General features: G+C 60.8%; 13 protein-coding genes. 7 read left to right on the top strand and 6 right to left on the bottom strand.

Going from position 1 to position 15375, the window contains the following annotated elements; genetic code table 11:
- The first annotated feature begins 4 nt into the window (after nt 1-4).
- From nuoI to nuoN, 6 genes are read left to right on the top strand one after another with little or no spacing between them, the layout of a single operon-like run.
- Nucleotides 5-553 (top strand): NADH-quinone oxidoreductase subunit NuoI, encoded by a 549-nt coding sequence (gene nuoI, locus AC1Q9F_RS19525; protein ID WP_007951461.1) that lies wholly within the window; start codon nt 5-7, stop codon nt 551-553.
- Between the two features lie 9 nt (nt 554-562).
- Nucleotides 563-1063, top strand: a complete 501-nt coding sequence (gene nuoJ, locus AC1Q9F_RS19520) for an NADH-quinone oxidoreductase subunit J (protein ID WP_007951462.1) — start codon at nt 563-565, stop codon at nt 1061-1063.
- Nucleotides 1064-1066: 3 nt separating this feature from the next.
- Nucleotides 1067-1375, top strand: coding sequence for an NADH-quinone oxidoreductase subunit NuoK (gene nuoK / locus AC1Q9F_RS19515; RefSeq protein ID WP_003180046.1), 309 nt, complete (start codon nt 1067-1069; stop codon nt 1373-1375).
- Nucleotides 1372-3225 (top strand): NADH-quinone oxidoreductase subunit L, encoded by a 1854-nt coding sequence (nuoL, locus tag AC1Q9F_RS19510; protein WP_007951463.1) that lies wholly within the window; start codon nt 1372-1374, stop codon nt 3223-3225. Before nuoK ends, nuoL begins: the two co-directional genes overlap by 4 nt.
- A gap of 39 nt (nt 3226-3264) precedes the next feature.
- Nucleotides 3265-4797: an NADH-quinone oxidoreductase subunit M gene (gene nuoM / locus AC1Q9F_RS19505; RefSeq protein WP_007951464.1), complete on the top strand. Its 1533-nt coding sequence runs from the start codon at nt 3265-3267 to the stop codon at nt 4795-4797.
- A 7-nt stretch (nt 4798-4804) separates the two neighbouring features.
- The gene (gene nuoN, locus AC1Q9F_RS19500) at nt 4805-6268 is read left to right on the top strand and encodes an NADH-quinone oxidoreductase subunit NuoN (protein ID WP_007951465.1); all 1464 of its coding nucleotides are present in this window, start codon (nt 4805-4807) and stop codon (nt 6266-6268) included.
- A gap of 66 nt (nt 6269-6334) precedes the next feature.
- On the opposite strand, the gene AC1Q9F_RS19495 is transcribed toward nuoN, so the two are convergent.
- Nucleotides 6335-6799 (bottom strand): GNAT family N-acetyltransferase, encoded by a 465-nt coding sequence (locus tag AC1Q9F_RS19495; protein WP_492620692.1) that lies wholly within the window; start codon nt 6797-6799, stop codon nt 6335-6337.
- A 360-nt stretch (nt 6800-7159) separates the two neighbouring features.
- On the opposite strand from AC1Q9F_RS19495, the gene AC1Q9F_RS19490 reads away from it, so the two are divergent.
- Nucleotides 7160-8485: an OprD family porin gene (locus AC1Q9F_RS19490; protein WP_492620691.1), complete on the top strand. Its 1326-nt coding sequence runs from the start codon at nt 7160-7162 to the stop codon at nt 8483-8485.
- A 150-nt stretch (nt 8486-8635) separates the two neighbouring features.
- Here AC1Q9F_RS19490 and AC1Q9F_RS19485 read toward each other — a convergent pair whose 3' ends face one another.
- The 5 genes from AC1Q9F_RS19485 to AC1Q9F_RS19465 form a co-directional block, all read right to left on the bottom strand.
- Nucleotides 8636-8968: a DUF2790 domain-containing protein gene (locus tag AC1Q9F_RS19485; RefSeq protein WP_492620690.1), complete on the bottom strand. Its 333-nt coding sequence runs from the start codon at nt 8966-8968 to the stop codon at nt 8636-8638.
- Nucleotides 8969-9047: 79 nt separating this feature from the next.
- Nucleotides 9048-9248 carry a co-regulatory protein PtrA N-terminal domain-containing protein gene (locus AC1Q9F_RS19480; protein WP_273899060.1) on the bottom strand — a complete coding sequence of 67 codons (201 nt, stop codon included), beginning with the start codon at nt 9246-9248 and terminating at the stop codon, nt 9048-9050.
- 231 nt (nt 9249-9479) lie between these two features.
- On the bottom strand, nt 9480-12635 hold the full coding sequence (locus AC1Q9F_RS19475; protein ID WP_492620689.1) for a CusA/CzcA family heavy metal efflux RND transporter: 3156 nt from the start codon (nt 12633-12635) through the stop codon (nt 9480-9482).
- Between the two features lie 15 nt (nt 12636-12650).
- On the bottom strand, nt 12651-13844 hold the full coding sequence (locus tag AC1Q9F_RS19470; RefSeq protein ID WP_492620688.1) for an efflux RND transporter periplasmic adaptor subunit: 1194 nt from the start codon (nt 13842-13844) through the stop codon (nt 12651-12653).
- 49 nt (nt 13845-13893) lie between these two features.
- Nucleotides 13894-15141: a TolC family protein gene (locus AC1Q9F_RS19465; RefSeq protein WP_492620687.1), complete on the bottom strand. Its 1248-nt coding sequence runs from the start codon at nt 15139-15141 to the stop codon at nt 13894-13896.
- Nucleotides 15142-15375: the final 234 nt, after the last annotated feature.

Raw genomic sequence — 15375 nt, 5'->3', positions numbered from 1 at the left:
ACCCATGTTCAAATATATTGGCGACATCGTTAAGGGTACCGGTACCCAGTTGCGCAGCCTGGTCATGGTCTTCGGCCATGGCTTTCGCAAGCGCGACACCCTGCAATACCCGGAAGAGCCGGTCTACCTGCCACCACGCTACCGTGGCCGCATAGTCCTGACCCGCGACCCCGATGGCGAAGAACGCTGCGTAGCCTGCAACCTGTGCGCCGTGGCCTGCCCGGTGGGTTGCATCTCGCTGCAGAAAGCTGAAACCGAAGACGGTCGCTGGTACCCGGACTTCTTCCGTATCAACTTCTCGCGCTGCATTTTCTGCGGTCTCTGCGAGGAAGCCTGCCCGACCACCGCGATCCAGTTGACCCCGGATTTCGAGATGGCCGAGTTCAAACGTCAGGACCTGGTGTACGAGAAAGAAGATCTGCTGATCTCCGGCCCCGGCAAAAACCCTGATTACAACTTCTATCGTGTTGCAGGTATGGCCGTTGCGGGCAAGCCGAAAGGTGCCGCACAAAACGAAGCCGAGCCGATCAACGTGAAGAGCTTGCTGCCTTAAGGAAGAACGATGGAATTCGCTTTCTATTTCGCATCGGGTATCGCTGTTGTGTCCACACTGCGTGTGGTCACCAACACCAATCCTGTGCACGCCCTGCTCTACCTGATCATTTCGTTGATCGCCGTGGCCATGACCTTCTTCGCACTCGGCGCTCCGTTCGCCGGCGTGCTGGAAGTGATCGCCTACGCTGGCGCCATCATGGTGCTGTTCGTGTTTGTGGTGATGATGCTGAACCTCGGTCCCGCCTCGGTTCAGCAGGAACGCACCTGGCTCAAGCCCGGGATCTGGGCGGGGCCGGTGATTCTCGCCGCCCTGCTGCTGGCCGAACTGCTGTATGTGCTGTTCGCTCACCAGAGCGGTCAGGCCATCGGCCACACCACCGTCGATGCAAAAGCCGTGGGCATCAGCCTGTTCGGCCCGTATCTGCTGGTGGTCGAACTCGCCTCGATGCTGCTGCTCGCTGCAGCCGTCACGGCGTTCCATTTGGGCCGTAACGAGGCGAAGGAGTAAGACATGCCTGCTATCCCTCTCGAACATGGTCTGGCCGTCGCCGGCATCCTGTTCTGCCTTGGTCTGGTCGGCCTGATGGTCCGCCGCAACATTTTGTTCGTGTTGATGAGTCTGGAAGTGATGATGAACGCCTCTGCACTGGCCTTCATCGTCGCGGGCGCCCGCTGGGCGCAACCGGATGGACAGATCATGTTCATCCTGGTGATCAGCCTTGCAGCCGCCGAAGCCAGTATTGGCCTGGCGATCCTGCTGCAACTGTATCGCCGCTTCCACACGCTCGATATCGACGCTGCCAGTGAGATGCGCGGATGAACCTACTCTTTCTGACTTTCGTATTCCCTCTGATCGGGTTCCTGTTGCTGTCGTTCTCGCGCGGCCGCTTCTCGGAAAACCTGTCGGCGCTGATCGGTGTCGGCTCCATCGGCCTGTCTGCCATCGTCGCGGCTTACGTGATCTGGCAATTCAACGTCGCTCCACCGGAAGGTGGCGTCTACACCCAGGTGCTGTGGCGCTGGATGTCGGTGGAAGGCTTCCAGCCTAACTTCGCGCTGTACCTGGATGGTCTGTCCGTGACCATGCTCGGTGTGGTCGTCGGCGTCGGCTTCCTGATCCACCTGTTTGCATCGTGGTACATGCGTGGCGAAGACGGTTACTCGCGCTTCTTCTCGTACACCAACCTGTTTATCGCCAGCATGCTGTTCCTGATCCTCGGCGATAACCTGCTGTTCATCTACTTCGGTTGGGAAGGCGTGGGCCTGTGCTCGTACCTGTTGATCGGTTTCTATTACAGCAACCGCAACAACGGTAACGCCGCACTGAAAGCCTTCATCGTCACCCGTATCGGCGACGTGTTCATGGCGATCGGCCTGTTCATCCTGTTCCAGCAACTGGGCACGCTGAACGTCCAGGAACTGCTGGTGAAGGCGCCCGAGCACTTCAAGGTCGGCGATTTCTGGATCGTGCTGGCCACCCTGATGCTGCTGGGCGGTGCGGTCGGTAAATCGGCTCAACTGCCGCTGCAAACCTGGCTTGCGGACGCGATGGCCGGCCCTACCCCGGTTTCGGCACTGATCCACGCCGCAACCATGGTGACTGCCGGTGTCTACCTGATCGCCCGTACCCACGGTCTGTTCGCCCTGGCGCCGGACATCCTGCACCTGGTCGGCATCGTCGGTGGTGTGACCCTGGTTCTGGCAGGTTTTGCCGCACTGGTACAAACCGACATCAAACGTATCCTCGCCTACTCGACCATGAGCCAGATCGGCTACATGTTCCTGGCGCTGGGCGTTGGCGCCTGGGAAGGCGCGATCTTCCACCTGATGACCCACGCCTTCTTCAAGGCCCTGCTGTTCCTTGCCTCCGGTGCGGTGATCGTTGCCTGCCACCACGAGCAGAACATCTTCAAGATGGGCGGCCTGTGGAAGAAACTGCCGCTGGCCTACGCCAGCTTCATCGTCGGTGGTGCCGCTCTGGCCGCCCTGCCGCTGGTGACCGCAGGTTTCTACTCCAAGGACGAAATCCTCTGGGAAGCGTTCGCCAGCGGCAACCACGGTCTGCTCTACGCAGGTCTGGTCGGCGCATTCATGACGTCGCTGTACACCTTCCGCCTGATCTTCATCGCGTTCCACGGTGAAGCCAAGACCGAAGCCCACGCCGGTCACGGCATCGCTCACTGGCTGCCGCTGTCGGTGCTGATCGTGCTGTCGACCTTCGTCGGCGCCATGATCGTTCCACCGCTGCACGGCGTACTGCCCGAGAGCGTTGGCCATGCCGGTGGCGAAGCCAAGCACAGTCTGGAAATCGCCTCGGGCGCCATCGCTCTGGCCGGTATCCTGCTGGCGGCCCTGCTGTTCCTCGGCAAGCGTCGCTTCGTGACCGCGATTGCCAACAGCGGCATCGGCCGTCTCCTTTCGGCCTGGTGGTTCGCTGCCTGGGGCTTCGACTGGATCTACGACAAACTGTTCGTGAAGCCGTACCTTGCGATCAGCCACATGCTGCGCAAAGACCCGCTCGACCAGACCATCGGTCTGATCCCGCGTATGGCCAAGGGTGGTCACACTGCCCTGAGCCGTACCGAAACCGGTCAACTGCGTTGGTACGCTGCTTCGATGGCTGCTGGTGCCGTGTTGGTCATCGGCGCTGTCGTGCTGGTAGCGGTCTGATATGAACCTTGCGAATTTGCGAAAGGAAACGAGCCCGTCATGATTCTGCCTTGGCTAATCCTGATCCCCTTCATCGGCGGCCTGCTGTGCTGGATGGGTGAGCGCTTCGGCGCTACCCTCCCCCGCTGGATTGCGCTGTTGACCATGACCCTGGAACTCGCCCTCGGCCTCTGGCTGTGGGCCCACGGTGACTATTCATTTGCTCCGGCGCCTGGCGCCGATCCGACCTGGGCGCTTGAGTTCAAGCACGTCTGGATCCAGCGCTTCGGCATCAACGTGCACCTGGCCCTCGACGGCCTGTCGCTGCTGATGATCCTGCTGACCGGTCTGCTGGGTATCCTGTCGGTACTCTGCTCGTGGAAAGAGATCCAGCGTCACGTTGGCTTCTTCCACCTGAACCTGATGTGGATCCTGGGCGGCGTTGTCGGCGTATTCCTCGCCCTCGACCTGTTCATGTTCTTCTTCTTCTGGGAAATGATGCTGGTGCCGATGTACTTCCTCATCGCGCTCTGGGGTCACAGTTCTTCGGACGGCAAGAAAACCCGGATCTACGCAGCGACCAAGTTCTTCATCTTCACTCAGGCTTCCGGCCTGATCATGCTGGTGGCGATCCTGGGTCTGGTACTGGTCAACTACAACAGCACCGGCGTGATCACCTTCAACTACGCCGACCTGTTGAAGACCAAGATGTCGATGACCACCGAGTACATTCTGATGCTCGGCTTCTTCATCGCCTTCGCGGTCAAGCTGCCAGTGGTTCCGTTCCACTCCTGGCTGCCTGACGCTCACGCCCAGGCACCGACCGCAGGTTCCGTCGACCTCGCCGGTATCTTGCTGAAAACCGCGGCCTACGGTCTGCTGCGTTTCGCCCTGCCGCTGTTCCCGAACGCCTCGGCCGAATTCGCGCCGATCGCCATGACCCTCGGTCTGATCGGGATCTTCTACGGTGCGTTCCTCGCTTTCGCACAAACCGACATCAAGCGTCTGATCGCCTTCTCGTCCGTTTCCCACATGGGCTTCGTACTGATCGGCATCTACTCCGGCAGCCAACTGGCACTGCAAGGTGCCGTGATCCAGATGCTGGCGCACGGTCTGTCGGCGGCGGCACTGTTTATCCTCAGCGGTCAGCTGTACGAGCGTCTGCATACTCGTGACATGCGTGAGATGGGCGGTCTGTGGTCGCGTATCGCCTACCTGCCGGCGATCAGCCTGTTCTTCGCAGCCGCCTCTCTGGGTCTGCCGGGTACCGGTAACTTCGTCGGCGAGTTCCTGATCCTGATCGGTACGTTCGCCAGTGCTCCATGGATCACCGCGATTGCCACCTCCGGTCTGGTGTTCGGTTCGGTCTACTCGCTGATCATGATCCACCGCGCTTACTTCGGTCCGTCCAAATCGGATTCGATCCTGCACGGCATGGACGGTCGCGAACTGATCATGGTGCTGGGCCTTGCGGTACTGCTGATTTACCTCGGCGTCTACCCGCAACCGTTCCTCGACACTTCCGCCGCCACGATGCATGGCGTGCAGCAGTGGCTCGGCACCGCCTTCACTCAACTCGCTTCGGCCCGGTAAGAGCGCTATGGAATTCACGATTCAACACTTTATTGCGCTTGCGCCACTGTTGATCACCAGCCTCACCATTATCGTGGTGATGCTGGCAATCGCCTGGCGCCGCAACCACTCGCAGACCTTCCTGATTTCGGTGGCAGGTCTGAACCTGGCCTTGCTGTCGATCCTGCCAGCCCTGAAAGTCGCGCCTTTGGCCGTGACTCCATTGCTGCAGATCGACACCTTTGCCTGCCTGTACATGGCGCTGATCCTGGTCGCCACCCTTGCCTGCGTCACCCTCGCCCACGCCTACCTCGGCGATGGCGGTTCGGGTTACCCGGGCAACCGTGAAGAACTGTACCTGCTGATCCTGATGGCCGCCGCCGGTGGTCTGGTTCTGGTCAGCGCGCAGCACCTGGCCGGCTTGTTCATCGGTCTGGAACTGCTGTCGGTGCCGGTCTACGGTCTGGTGGCCTACGCCTTCTTCAACAAGCGTTCGCTGGAAGCCGGCATCAAGTACATGGTGCTGTCGGCCGCCGGTTCCGCGTTCCTGCTGTTCGGTATGGCGCTGCTGTACGCAGACTCGGGTTCGCTGAGCTTCGTCGGCATCGGTCAGGCACTGGCCGCGACCGGCCTGCCAAGTTCGCTGGCGCAACTGGGCCTGGGCATGATGCTGATCGGCCTGGCGTTCAAACTGTCGCTGGTACCGTTCCACCTGTGGACGCCGGACGTGTACGAAGGTGCTCCGGCACCGGTGGCCGCGTTCCTCGCCACCGCGTCGAAAGTGGCCGTGTTCGCGGTAATGGTTCGTCTGTTCCAGATCTCCCCTGCCGCCAGCAGTGGCGTGCTGAGCAACGTGCTGACCATCATCGCCATCGCCTCGATCCTGTTCGGTAACCTGCTGGCCCTGACCCAGAGCAACCTCAAGCGTCTGCTCGGTTACTCGTCCATCGCGCACTTCGGCTACCTGCTGATCGCACTGGTGGCGAGCAAGGGTCTGGCGGTGGAAGCCATCGGCGTGTACCTGGTCACCTACGTGATCACCAGCCTCGGTGCGTTCGGCGTGATCACCCTGATGTCCTCGCCGTACAACGGCCGTGACGCAGACGCGCTGTACGAATACCGCGGCCTGTTCTGGCGCCGTCCGTACCTGACCGCCGTACTGACCGTGATGATGCTGTCCCTGGCCGGTATCCCGCTGACTGCAGGCTTCATCGGCAAGTTCTACATCATCGCCACCGGTGTCGAGTCGCACCAATGGTGGCTGGTCGGCTCGCTGGTACTGGGCAGCGCCATCGGCGTGTTCTACTACCTGCGCGTGATGGTCACCCTGTACCTGATCGAACCGAACCTGCGCCGCCACGACGCCCAACTGCACTGGGAACAGAAAGCAGGCGGCGTGATGCTGCTGGCGATCGCCCTGGTTGCATTCTTCCTCGGCGTCTACCCACAACCGCTGCTGACCCTGGTTCAGCAATCGGGCCTGGCGGGCTGATCGCTCAGCGATAGCTGGCTACAAACAGAAACGGCACCTTTGGGTGCCGTTTTTGCGTTCATGCCATCACAGTTTCTTCACCATTGGCACGCAGGCCAGTTGCAGACCTGAAGGCGATTGATAGATCGCACTCCCCTCCCCGACGTAACCGCAGCGCCGATAAAAATCAGCGGCATTCAACGTCGCATCCAGACAAACCTCTGCCAGTCCCAGATCCTGTGCCAGCGCTTCCAGAAACTGCAGCACACGTTTACCCAGCCCGCGCTGCATGAAATCCGGATGGATGAAGATTGCGCCGATTTCGCGGTGCTCCAGATCGAGCATTCCGGTTGCCACGGGCTCCCCCTCAACGCAACCCAGATAAAAATGCTTTTGCATGAGCGTGTCATAACCGTCTGCTGCCGAGCCCTTTGTCCAGTCGAGCATTTGCTGCTCGCTGTAGGCACCGATGCATTGATGCCGGATCGCCAGTCGCCGTATCTCGAACGCTATCTCGGCATCGTCCGGGTCGGCTCTTTTCATTTCGAACATTTCTCTCTCCTTGAGCCATGTGCGGACGGGCAATGAAAAAGCCCCGTCCATTTCTGGCGGGGCTTTGGGTGACACGTCATTGACCAGACATGCATGACCTTATGGCCCGCCGGAAGCGGTCATGGAGGGGCACATCATGGTCATTCGGTGTTGGGCAGTCATGACTGGATAGTGCTGCGGATTGTTCGGTCACGTCAATCGCAGGCCACCTAACAAAATTGTAATTCCCCAATCACCTCCCCGTTATCCGCAGCCTGCAACGATGTCACCCGGCGACTCTCCCGGCGGGCCCCTTGCCTGTCGAACAATAAAACCCACGCCGAAGCTCGTTCCCGTTCTGCCGAACCCAAGGAGTGATTGATGGTTAACAACACAAAAATATCGATGGCCGCTCTGGCAGTGGTTGTCGGCGCCGGGCCGTCCACGGTGTTTGCAGAAGAAAAACCCGAAGGGTTTATCGAAGGCAGCAGCCTGACGGTGCTCAACCGTAACCTCTATTTCAACCGTGACCACCGCAACAACCAGTCCAGTCCCACGGGCAATGGTTATTCCGAAGCCTGGGCCCACGGCATCATCGGCAAATTCGAATCCGGTTTCACCCAGGGCACCGTCGGGGTCGGGGTGGATGCGTTTGCGATGATCGGTCTGAAGCTCGACACCGGCGACGGCCGCAACGGTGGCCGCAGTTCGTTCGATGTATTGCCGGTCAACAGCGACGGTGAAGCGCGGGACGAATACACCAAGGTTGGTGGCGCCGCCAAAGTGCGGGCCTTCGATACGGTGGTAAAAGTCGGCGATGTGTTCCCCGCCAACCCGGTGGTCGCGGCGGGCGATTCGAGATTGCTGCCAGAAAGCTTTCGCGGTGTGACGGCCACCAACACCAGCATCGAAGGCCTGTCGATCCAGGGCGGTCGGCTGCATGCGATGAGCCAACCGGTGTCCAGCGACCTGCGCGAAAACTTCGCGACCTTCTATGCCGGCCCGGTCAATTCGCCGTGGATCGCTTACGGCGGCGGCGATTACGCGCTGAACAAAAACCTGAGTTTCAGCCTGTATTCCAGCCGCCTCAAAGATGCCTGGAACCAGTACTACGCCGGCACCGCCTGGACGTATCCACTGTCGGATGACCTGTCGCTGTTCGGCGGCCTGAACTATTACAAGGCGGTTGACGAAGGCAAACAGCTGCTCGGCGAGTTCGACAACAACATCTGGAGCGGCCGCGTCGGCGTGAAGCTCGGCGCACATTCTGTCGCCCTCTCCCACCAACGCAACAACGGCAATGACGACTTCGATTACCTGCGTCAGTCCGACTCGATCTTCCTCGACAACTCCATTCAGTACAGCGACTTCAACTCACCGAAAGAGCGTTCGTGGATGGTGCGCTATGACCTCGACATGACCACCTATGGCGTGCCGGGCCTGTCGTTCATGACCCGTTACGCACGTGGCACCGACGCTGATTACTCCAACGCCAACGCCGTGTACATGCGCCGCGATGCCGAGGGCAATCCGCTGATCGACCAGAAACGCTGGGAGCGTGATATCGAAGTCAAATACGTGGTGCAGAGCGGTTCGATGAAGGATCTGTCGCTGCGCCTGCGCCAGGCCACTACCCGCGCCACCGCGTTCGAATCAGATCTGGATGAAGTGCGGGTGATCGTCGAATACCCGCTGGCGATTCTCTGAGTTTCACGAGCAATGCCCATTCACCTTTAGAAGCTCCTTGCTCCTTTGGTAAGAGGTGAATCCTTTGGCGTCCTTCGGGGCGCCTTTTTTATGCCCGAAAAAAAGCCCGACTCACTGCACATGAACCGGGCGTTTCAGCGGGAATTAACGTTAACCACCCTGCTGACGACAATTCCCCATCACGTTGTAAGTGACCGTATTGAGCTGCCCCTTGGAGTCCTCGTAAGTCATCGCAGCCGGCACGACCGCGCATTCATTCTTTGGCCGGACAACGCTCACCACCTTCTTCACATCCAGCTTCATTCCGTACTCGTATTCCTTGACCACCGGCGCCGCTTTGCCCTGACTGGCCGCGTACTGCTCCATGGCTTTGGTGTTGGCGCTGAGCGCCCGGTCGAACGTTCTGTCGCCACCGCCTTCGGCCAACACATTCAGGGACATCGCCATGACAGCGCTGAACGCCAACAGCTTTAGAGTTTTCATATTCGTTTCCTTCAAAACACGACTCATAAAAAAGCCCACCATCGATGCGCGATGACGGGCTCATTCACTGGCAGCACGCTTACAGGTCTTGAGTCTTGTCGTCCTTCTTGTCGTTCACGACAACCGGATCACGGGCCTTTTCCTTCGCAGCAAATACCTCCATCGAGCGCTCATTGGCGGCCATCATTCGGTCGAAAGTGCGGTCGCCGCCACCTTCGGCCAACACCAGGGAAGACATCATCAGGGCCACGGCAAACGCGCCAATCTGTGCAAGTTTCATCGTTGATTCCTCATTCAAGTAACTGACGGGATCAAGGTAACAATCCGAACCTTTCGTGACGGTGGCGCCGAAATTACATATCCGTTATGTGCCACCGCCCCATTGGATCAATACAAAAAACTGTGGGAGCGAGCTTGCTCGCGAAGAGGCCGTGTCAGTCGACTAATGAGTTGAATGACAGACCGCTTTCGTCGGATCGCCGCCCGGAGCAAGCTCGCTCCCACAGGTAGATCATCTATTCAGTTGGCCAGTGTCCTCGTCCCGACGATGCGCCAGCTGATACAACGCCGGCAGGATCAGCAGCGTGAGAATGGTCGAGGACAGAATCCCGCCAATCACCACCGTCGCCAGCGGTCGCTGCACCTCGGCTCCGGTGCCCGTCGCAAGAGCCATCGGAATGAAGCCCAGAGACGCCACCAGCGCCGTCATCAGTACCGGGCGCAATCGCGTCAGCGCACCTTCGTGAATCGCCTCGGAGAGCGAACGCCCCTCCTCCCGCAAGTTGCGAATGAACGCGATCATCACCAGCCCGTTGAGCACCGCCACGCCGGACAGCGCGATAAAACCGACGCCCGCCGAGATCGACAGGGGAATGTCCCGCAGCCACAACGCCATGACCCCGCCGGTCAGCGCAAACGGAATCCCGGTGAACACCAGCAAGCCGTCCTTGAGGTTGTTGAACATCATGAACAGCAATCCAAACACCAGCAGCAACGCCACCGGCACCACAATCTGCAAGCGCTTGGCCGCCGATTGCAGTTGCTCGAACTGCCCGCCCCAGGTGGTCCAGTAACCCGCCGGCACCTGCACGTCGCGCTCGATCACTTCGCCCGCCTCGGCGACAAAAGAACCGATGTCGCGCCCACGCACGTTGGCGCTGACGATCACCAGGCGCTTGCCGTTTTCGCGGCTGACCTGATTCGGCCCCAGCACCAGATCGAGGCTGGCAACATCCTTCAGCGCAATGAAGCCGATCTGACGGGAAGCATCACCACCCGCTGCCGGCACCGGAATCAGCAGCGCCGACAACCCGTCGATGTCCTTGCGCATGGCGTCGGACAAACGCACGACCATGTCGAAGCGACGGTCACCTTCATACAAGGTCCCGGCCTTTTGCCCGCCGACGGCCACCGCAATGGTGTCCTGCACATCGCCAACGTTGAGCCCGTAACGCGCGGCCTTGTCGCGATCAATGTTGATGGTCAGCACCGGCAGACCGGTGGTTTGCTCAACCTTGACCTCAGACGCACCGTTGACCTTCTGCATCGCGGCGGCAATCTTCGCCGCCGTGGCGTTGAGCACGTCCATGTCATCGCCGAACACCTTGACCGCCACGTCGCTGCGCACGCCGGAGATCAGCTCGTTGAAGCGCAACTGGATCGGCTGCGACAGTTCATAGTTGCTGCCCGGCAGCGTTGCCGCGGCTTGCTGCAGTTCGGCCATCAGGGTTTCGCGGGACTTGCCCGGGTCCGGCCATTGCTCTTTCGGCTTGAGCATCACGTAGCTGTCGGAGATGTTCGGCGGCATCGGGTCGGAAGCGATTTCCGCAGTGCCGGTACGGGCGAAGACGCGCTCAACCTCGGGCACTTTGGCCAGGATCAACGTTTCCAGCCGCTGCTGCATGTCCACCGATTGCGTCAGGCTGGTGCCCGGCACGCGCAACGCCTGCAAGGCAAAATCACCTTCGCTGAGACTCGGCACGAACTCGCTGCCCATTCGGCTGGTGACCACGCCACTCAGCACAATCACACCCAACGCCGCGCCGACCGCCATCGTCCGGTGAGACATGACCCAGTCCAGCGCCGGCGCATAAACGCGACGTGCGCCGCGCATCACCACGCCCTCTTCTTCCTTGACCTTGCCAGTCACGAACAATGCGATTGCCGCCGGCACAAAGGTCACGGACAAGAGCATGGCGCCCAGCAACGCGATGACCACGGTGAACGCCATCGGGTGGAACATTTTCCCTTCGACGCCGCTCAGGGCGAAGATCGGCAGGTACACGACCATGATGATCAACTGACCGAAAATCAGCGGGCGCCGCGCTTCTTTCGCCGCTGCAAACACTTCATGGAAACGCTCGGATCGCGTCAGCAGACGCCCGTGATGCTGCTGCGCGTGGGCCAACCGGCGCAGGGTGTTTTCGACGATCACCACCGCGCCATCGACGATGATGCCGAAGTCCAGCGCGCCGAGGCTCATCAGGTTGGCGCTGACCTTGTTGCTGAACATCCCGGTGAATGTAAACAGCATCGACAGCGGAATCACCATCGCCGTGATCAGCGCGGCGCGGATATTGCCGAGGAACAGGAAGAGGATCGCGATCACCAGAATCGCGCCTTCGACGAGGTTCTTCTTCACCGTGGCGATGGCCTTGTCGACCAGATGCGTACGGTCATACACCGGCACCGCGATCACGCCGTCGGGCAAGGATTTGTTGATCTGATCGAGCTTGGCGGCGACGGCCTGGGAAACCGTGCGACTGTTTTCACCGATCAGCATGAACACCGTGCCGAGCACCACTTCACGGCCATTTTCCGTCGCGGCGCCGCTGCGCAGTTCGCGGCCGATATCCACGGTGGCGACGTTCTTGATCCGGATCGGCGTGCCGTCGACATTGGCCATGACGATGTTGGCGATGTCCTCGGTGCTCGCTACCTGGCCCGGCGCGCGAATCAGCAATTGTTCGCCACTGCGCTCGATGTACCCGGCGCCGACGTTGGCGTTGTTGCGCTCCAGCGCCGTCACCAGATCGGTGAGGGTCAGCTTGTAGGCCGCGAGTTTTTTCGGATCGGGCGCAATCTGGTACTCCTTGGCAAAACCGCCGATGGTGTTGATCTCCGCCACGCCGGGGACGTTGCGCAGTTGCGGCTTGATGATCCAGTCCTGAATCACCCGCAGATCGGTCGGCGTGTAGGACGTGCCGTCCTCTTTCAGCGCGCCCTCCTTGGTCTCGACCGTCCACAAAAAGATCTCGCCGAGCCCGGTGGAAATCGGCCCCATCACCGCTTCCACACCTTCGGGCAACTGCTCCTTGGCGGACTGCAGCCGTTCGTTGACCAATTGCCGGGCAAAGAACAGATCGGTGCCGTCCTTGAAGATCACCGTGACCTGCGACAACCCCGAGCGCGACAGCGAGCGCGTTTGTTCCAGCGCCGGCAGGCCAGCCATCGCGGTTTCAATAGGGAAAGTGATGCGCTGCTCGGTTTCCAGCGGCGAGAACCCGGCCGCGCCGGTGTTGATCTGCACCTGGACGTTGGTGATATCGGGCACGGCATCGATCGGCAGTTTCTGATAACTGGCGATGCCGAGGCCGGCCATGAGCAGAACGGCGAGCAGCACGATGATGCGCTGCTCGATGGCAAACTGGATCAGGCGTTCGAACATGGGAGTCTTCCGCGATTAATGACTGTGCTCGGCCGAGGCTTTGCCCAGCTCCGATTTGAGGACGAAGCTGCCGGCGCTGGCGACTTGCACGCCCGGCTCCAGTCCGGCGGTGACTTCCACCTGCCCTGCCGCGCGACTGCCCAGCTCCACCGCTTGCGCCTTGAAGCCGTCGTCGGTGCGCACGAATACCGTGGGTTTGTCCTCGACGGTCTGGATTGCGGTTTCCGGTACGGCAACTTTGGCCTGGCGGCTGTCGGTGGCGACCAGCGCGGTGACAAACAGGCCCGGGCGCCACGAACCTTGCGGGTTTTCCAGGGTGACGCGCACGGTCGCGGTGCGGGTCTGTTCGCCGAGCAGGCTGCCGACGTAGGCCACGGTGCCGCTGACTTCGGCGTTCAATTCCGCCGCGCTGACGGTGACGGATTTGCCCACTTGCACCTTGTTCAGGTCCTTCGGCGAAACGCCGAACGTGACCCACACCCGCGACAGATCCGAGAGCGTGAACGCCGCCGTGGTTTCATCGACCACCTCCCCCGGCGTCAGGTGCTTTTCCACCACCACACCGTCAAAAGGCGCCCGCAGTTCATAGCGATTGCCGCCGGTGGCGACCACGCTGCCGCTGAGCACGCTGATCTTTTGTCGGGCGTTGCTCACGGCGATTTCGGCTTCTTCCAAGGCCTGACGTGCCTGGAGGAAATCCTGTTCGGCGGAGATCTTGTCCTGCCACAGTTTCTTCTCGCGCTCGAACGTCGTGCGGGCCAAAACCAGACGGCGTTGCGCGGCTGCCTGCTCACTGCGCTGATCGGAAATCTGCTGACTGGCGATCACCGCCAGCAACTGGCCCTTCTTAACCGACTGCCCGAGATTGACCGACACCGACTCGACCACGCCCGGCACGCGCGGCACCACATGCGCGGTGCGGTCCTCGTCGAAACGCACTTCGCCGGGAAACGACAGACCGAGGCTGAAGTTCTGCGCCTGGGCGGCGGCCAGTTGAATCCCCGCCGCCGCGATCTGCTCGGCAGTCAATTCGATGTGCCCTTCTTCGGCGTGCTCGCCGTCAGCGGCGGCGCCTTCTTCGGCGTGATCGGCGTGTTCCGCCGCTTCATCGGCATGCGCATCGATGGACGCATTGCCGCTCCACATCGAGCCGATGCCAATGCCCAGCGCCAACGTCGCCGCAGCGACCACGATCAGTTTTTTATCCATGGAAACTCCTCTGCGCCAAGCCATCGCGCAGTGATCAGAAAGTTGAAATTCAAGGGTTGGCGCTGAGGTCGCCGAAGATGCGTTCGATGCGGACCCGGGCGTCGGTCGCCTCGCTCACCGCCTGGATGTATTGGCTGCGAGCGGCGATCAATGTGCGTTGGGCGTCGAGCACGTCGAGAAAACCGAACTTGCCCATTTCAAAACCGCGAGTGGCGCTGTCGACCGCACTTTGCGCGGCGGGCAGGATGGTCCGGTCGAACGCCTGGATTTCGCCGTTGGCGGTCTGCCATTGCGCCAGCGTGGTCTGGATTTCCGTGCGCAAACGCAGCTCGGTGGCGTTGCGCAGGTCCCGCGCCTGATCGGTTCGCCGCGCCGCTGCCAGCACATTGCCCTGATTGCGGTTGAACAGCGGAATCGGCATCGACAGCCCGACCACGTTGACCCGCTCGCGCTCGGTTTCGCTGTACTGGCTGCCGATGCTGACGGTGAGATCGGGAATCCGCTGGGACTTTTCCAGCCCCAGCGACGCTTCGCGCTGGTCGATCTGCAACCTGGCCAGGCGCAGCTCCGTTGTTTCGTTCAGGCGCTCAAGCAAACGGGTGGGCGGCGGTACGCTGGGCAGACTTTGAGTCGCGGTCTGCACTGTGGTCGACGTCGGCAACGGTGCGCCCATGACCTGAGCCAATTGCTGGTACGCATTGGCCTGATCGCGCTCGGCGCGGCTCAATTCCAGGCGCACTTCCGAAAGCTGCACTTGCGCCCGCGTGCCTTCCACCGGCGACGACTTGCCCGCCTCGATCCGTCCCTGCGCCACACGCAAACCGTGCTCGGCGAGTTGCAGCGACTGCCGGGCCAGTTGCAAGCGTTGCTGCGCGGTCTGCGCCCCGTTGAACGCTTGAAGCACGTCGGCGCGCAGTGCGTTGCGCTTGCGCTCCAGCTCGATGCCGGCGGCATCCTGCGCACGACTCGCCACATCAATCCGCGCGCCACGCTTGCCGCCCAGCTCGATCGGCTGGCTGAGCATCACCGTGGTGGTGCGCGATTCGCGCCGGGTGTCTTCGGCCTCCCACGACACCTCGGGGTTGGGAATCAGCCCGGCCTGTTTGCGGTCGCCTTCGGCAATGCCGATTTCCCACTGCGCGGCAGCCAGCTCCGGGTTGCCGGCGAACGCGGTTTGCAGCGCCTGATCCAGCGTCAGGGTCGATGCGCTGGCAAGACTGGTACAAGCCAGCAACAAGAGGCCGCTGGCGGTTTTTTTCAGGCGTGATCGCGCCGTCAGTTCAATTAAACCGGGCAATGGAAGGCTTCCTTCAATCAAGAATCGTTGATGGCGCCACGGTAGGGTTTTGAACTTATCGACAAGGTGACGTGAACATTACAAATCCGTTATCCACGGTTTATCGAAGTTGTTTTGCTCTAGGATTCGAAGTTCGAATGGCTTTGCTGCAATAGATAGAAACAAATGCGCGTTAGTTATCCGCCGAACAGTACTTGCCGAAATGGAAGTCATGAAAAACCAACCATTTCGCTG

Source organism: Pseudomonas sp. GW823-FHT04A03 (assembly GCF_058796615.1).
Note: the sequence above shows the minus strand (reverse complement) of the source record. Positions and strands in the feature narration are given on the sequence as shown.

Coding starts and splice junctions, on each gene's coding strand:
- nuoI (WP_007951461.1), top strand. CDS start 5: ATGTTCAAATATATTGGCGACATCGTTAAGGGTACCGGTACCCAGTTG.
- nuoJ (WP_007951462.1), top strand. CDS start 563: ATGGAATTCGCTTTCTATTTCGCATCGGGTATCGCTGTTGTGTCCACA.
- nuoK (WP_003180046.1), top strand. CDS start 1,067: ATGCCTGCTATCCCTCTCGAACATGGTCTGGCCGTCGCCGGCATCCTG.
- nuoL (WP_007951463.1), top strand. CDS start 1,372: ATGAACCTACTCTTTCTGACTTTCGTATTCCCTCTGATCGGGTTCCTG.
- nuoM (WP_007951464.1), top strand. CDS start 3,265: ATGATTCTGCCTTGGCTAATCCTGATCCCCTTCATCGGCGGCCTGCTG.
- nuoN (WP_007951465.1), top strand. CDS start 4,805: ATGGAATTCACGATTCAACACTTTATTGCGCTTGCGCCACTGTTGATC.
- AC1Q9F_RS19495 (WP_492620692.1), bottom strand. CDS start 6,799: ATGTTCGAAATGAAAAGAGCCGACCCGGACGATGCCGAGATAGCGTTC.
- AC1Q9F_RS19490 (WP_492620691.1), top strand. CDS start 7,160: ATGGTTAACAACACAAAAATATCGATGGCCGCTCTGGCAGTGGTTGTC.
- AC1Q9F_RS19485 (WP_492620690.1), bottom strand. CDS start 8,968: ATGAAAACTCTAAAGCTGTTGGCGTTCAGCGCTGTCATGGCGATGTCC.
- AC1Q9F_RS19480 (WP_273899060.1), bottom strand. CDS start 9,248: ATGAAACTTGCACAGATTGGCGCGTTTGCCGTGGCCCTGATGATGTCT.
- AC1Q9F_RS19475 (WP_492620689.1), bottom strand. CDS start 12,635: ATGTTCGAACGCCTGATCCAGTTTGCCATCGAGCAGCGCATCATCGTG.
- AC1Q9F_RS19470 (WP_492620688.1), bottom strand. CDS start 13,844: ATGGATAAAAAACTGATCGTGGTCGCTGCGGCGACGTTGGCGCTGGGC.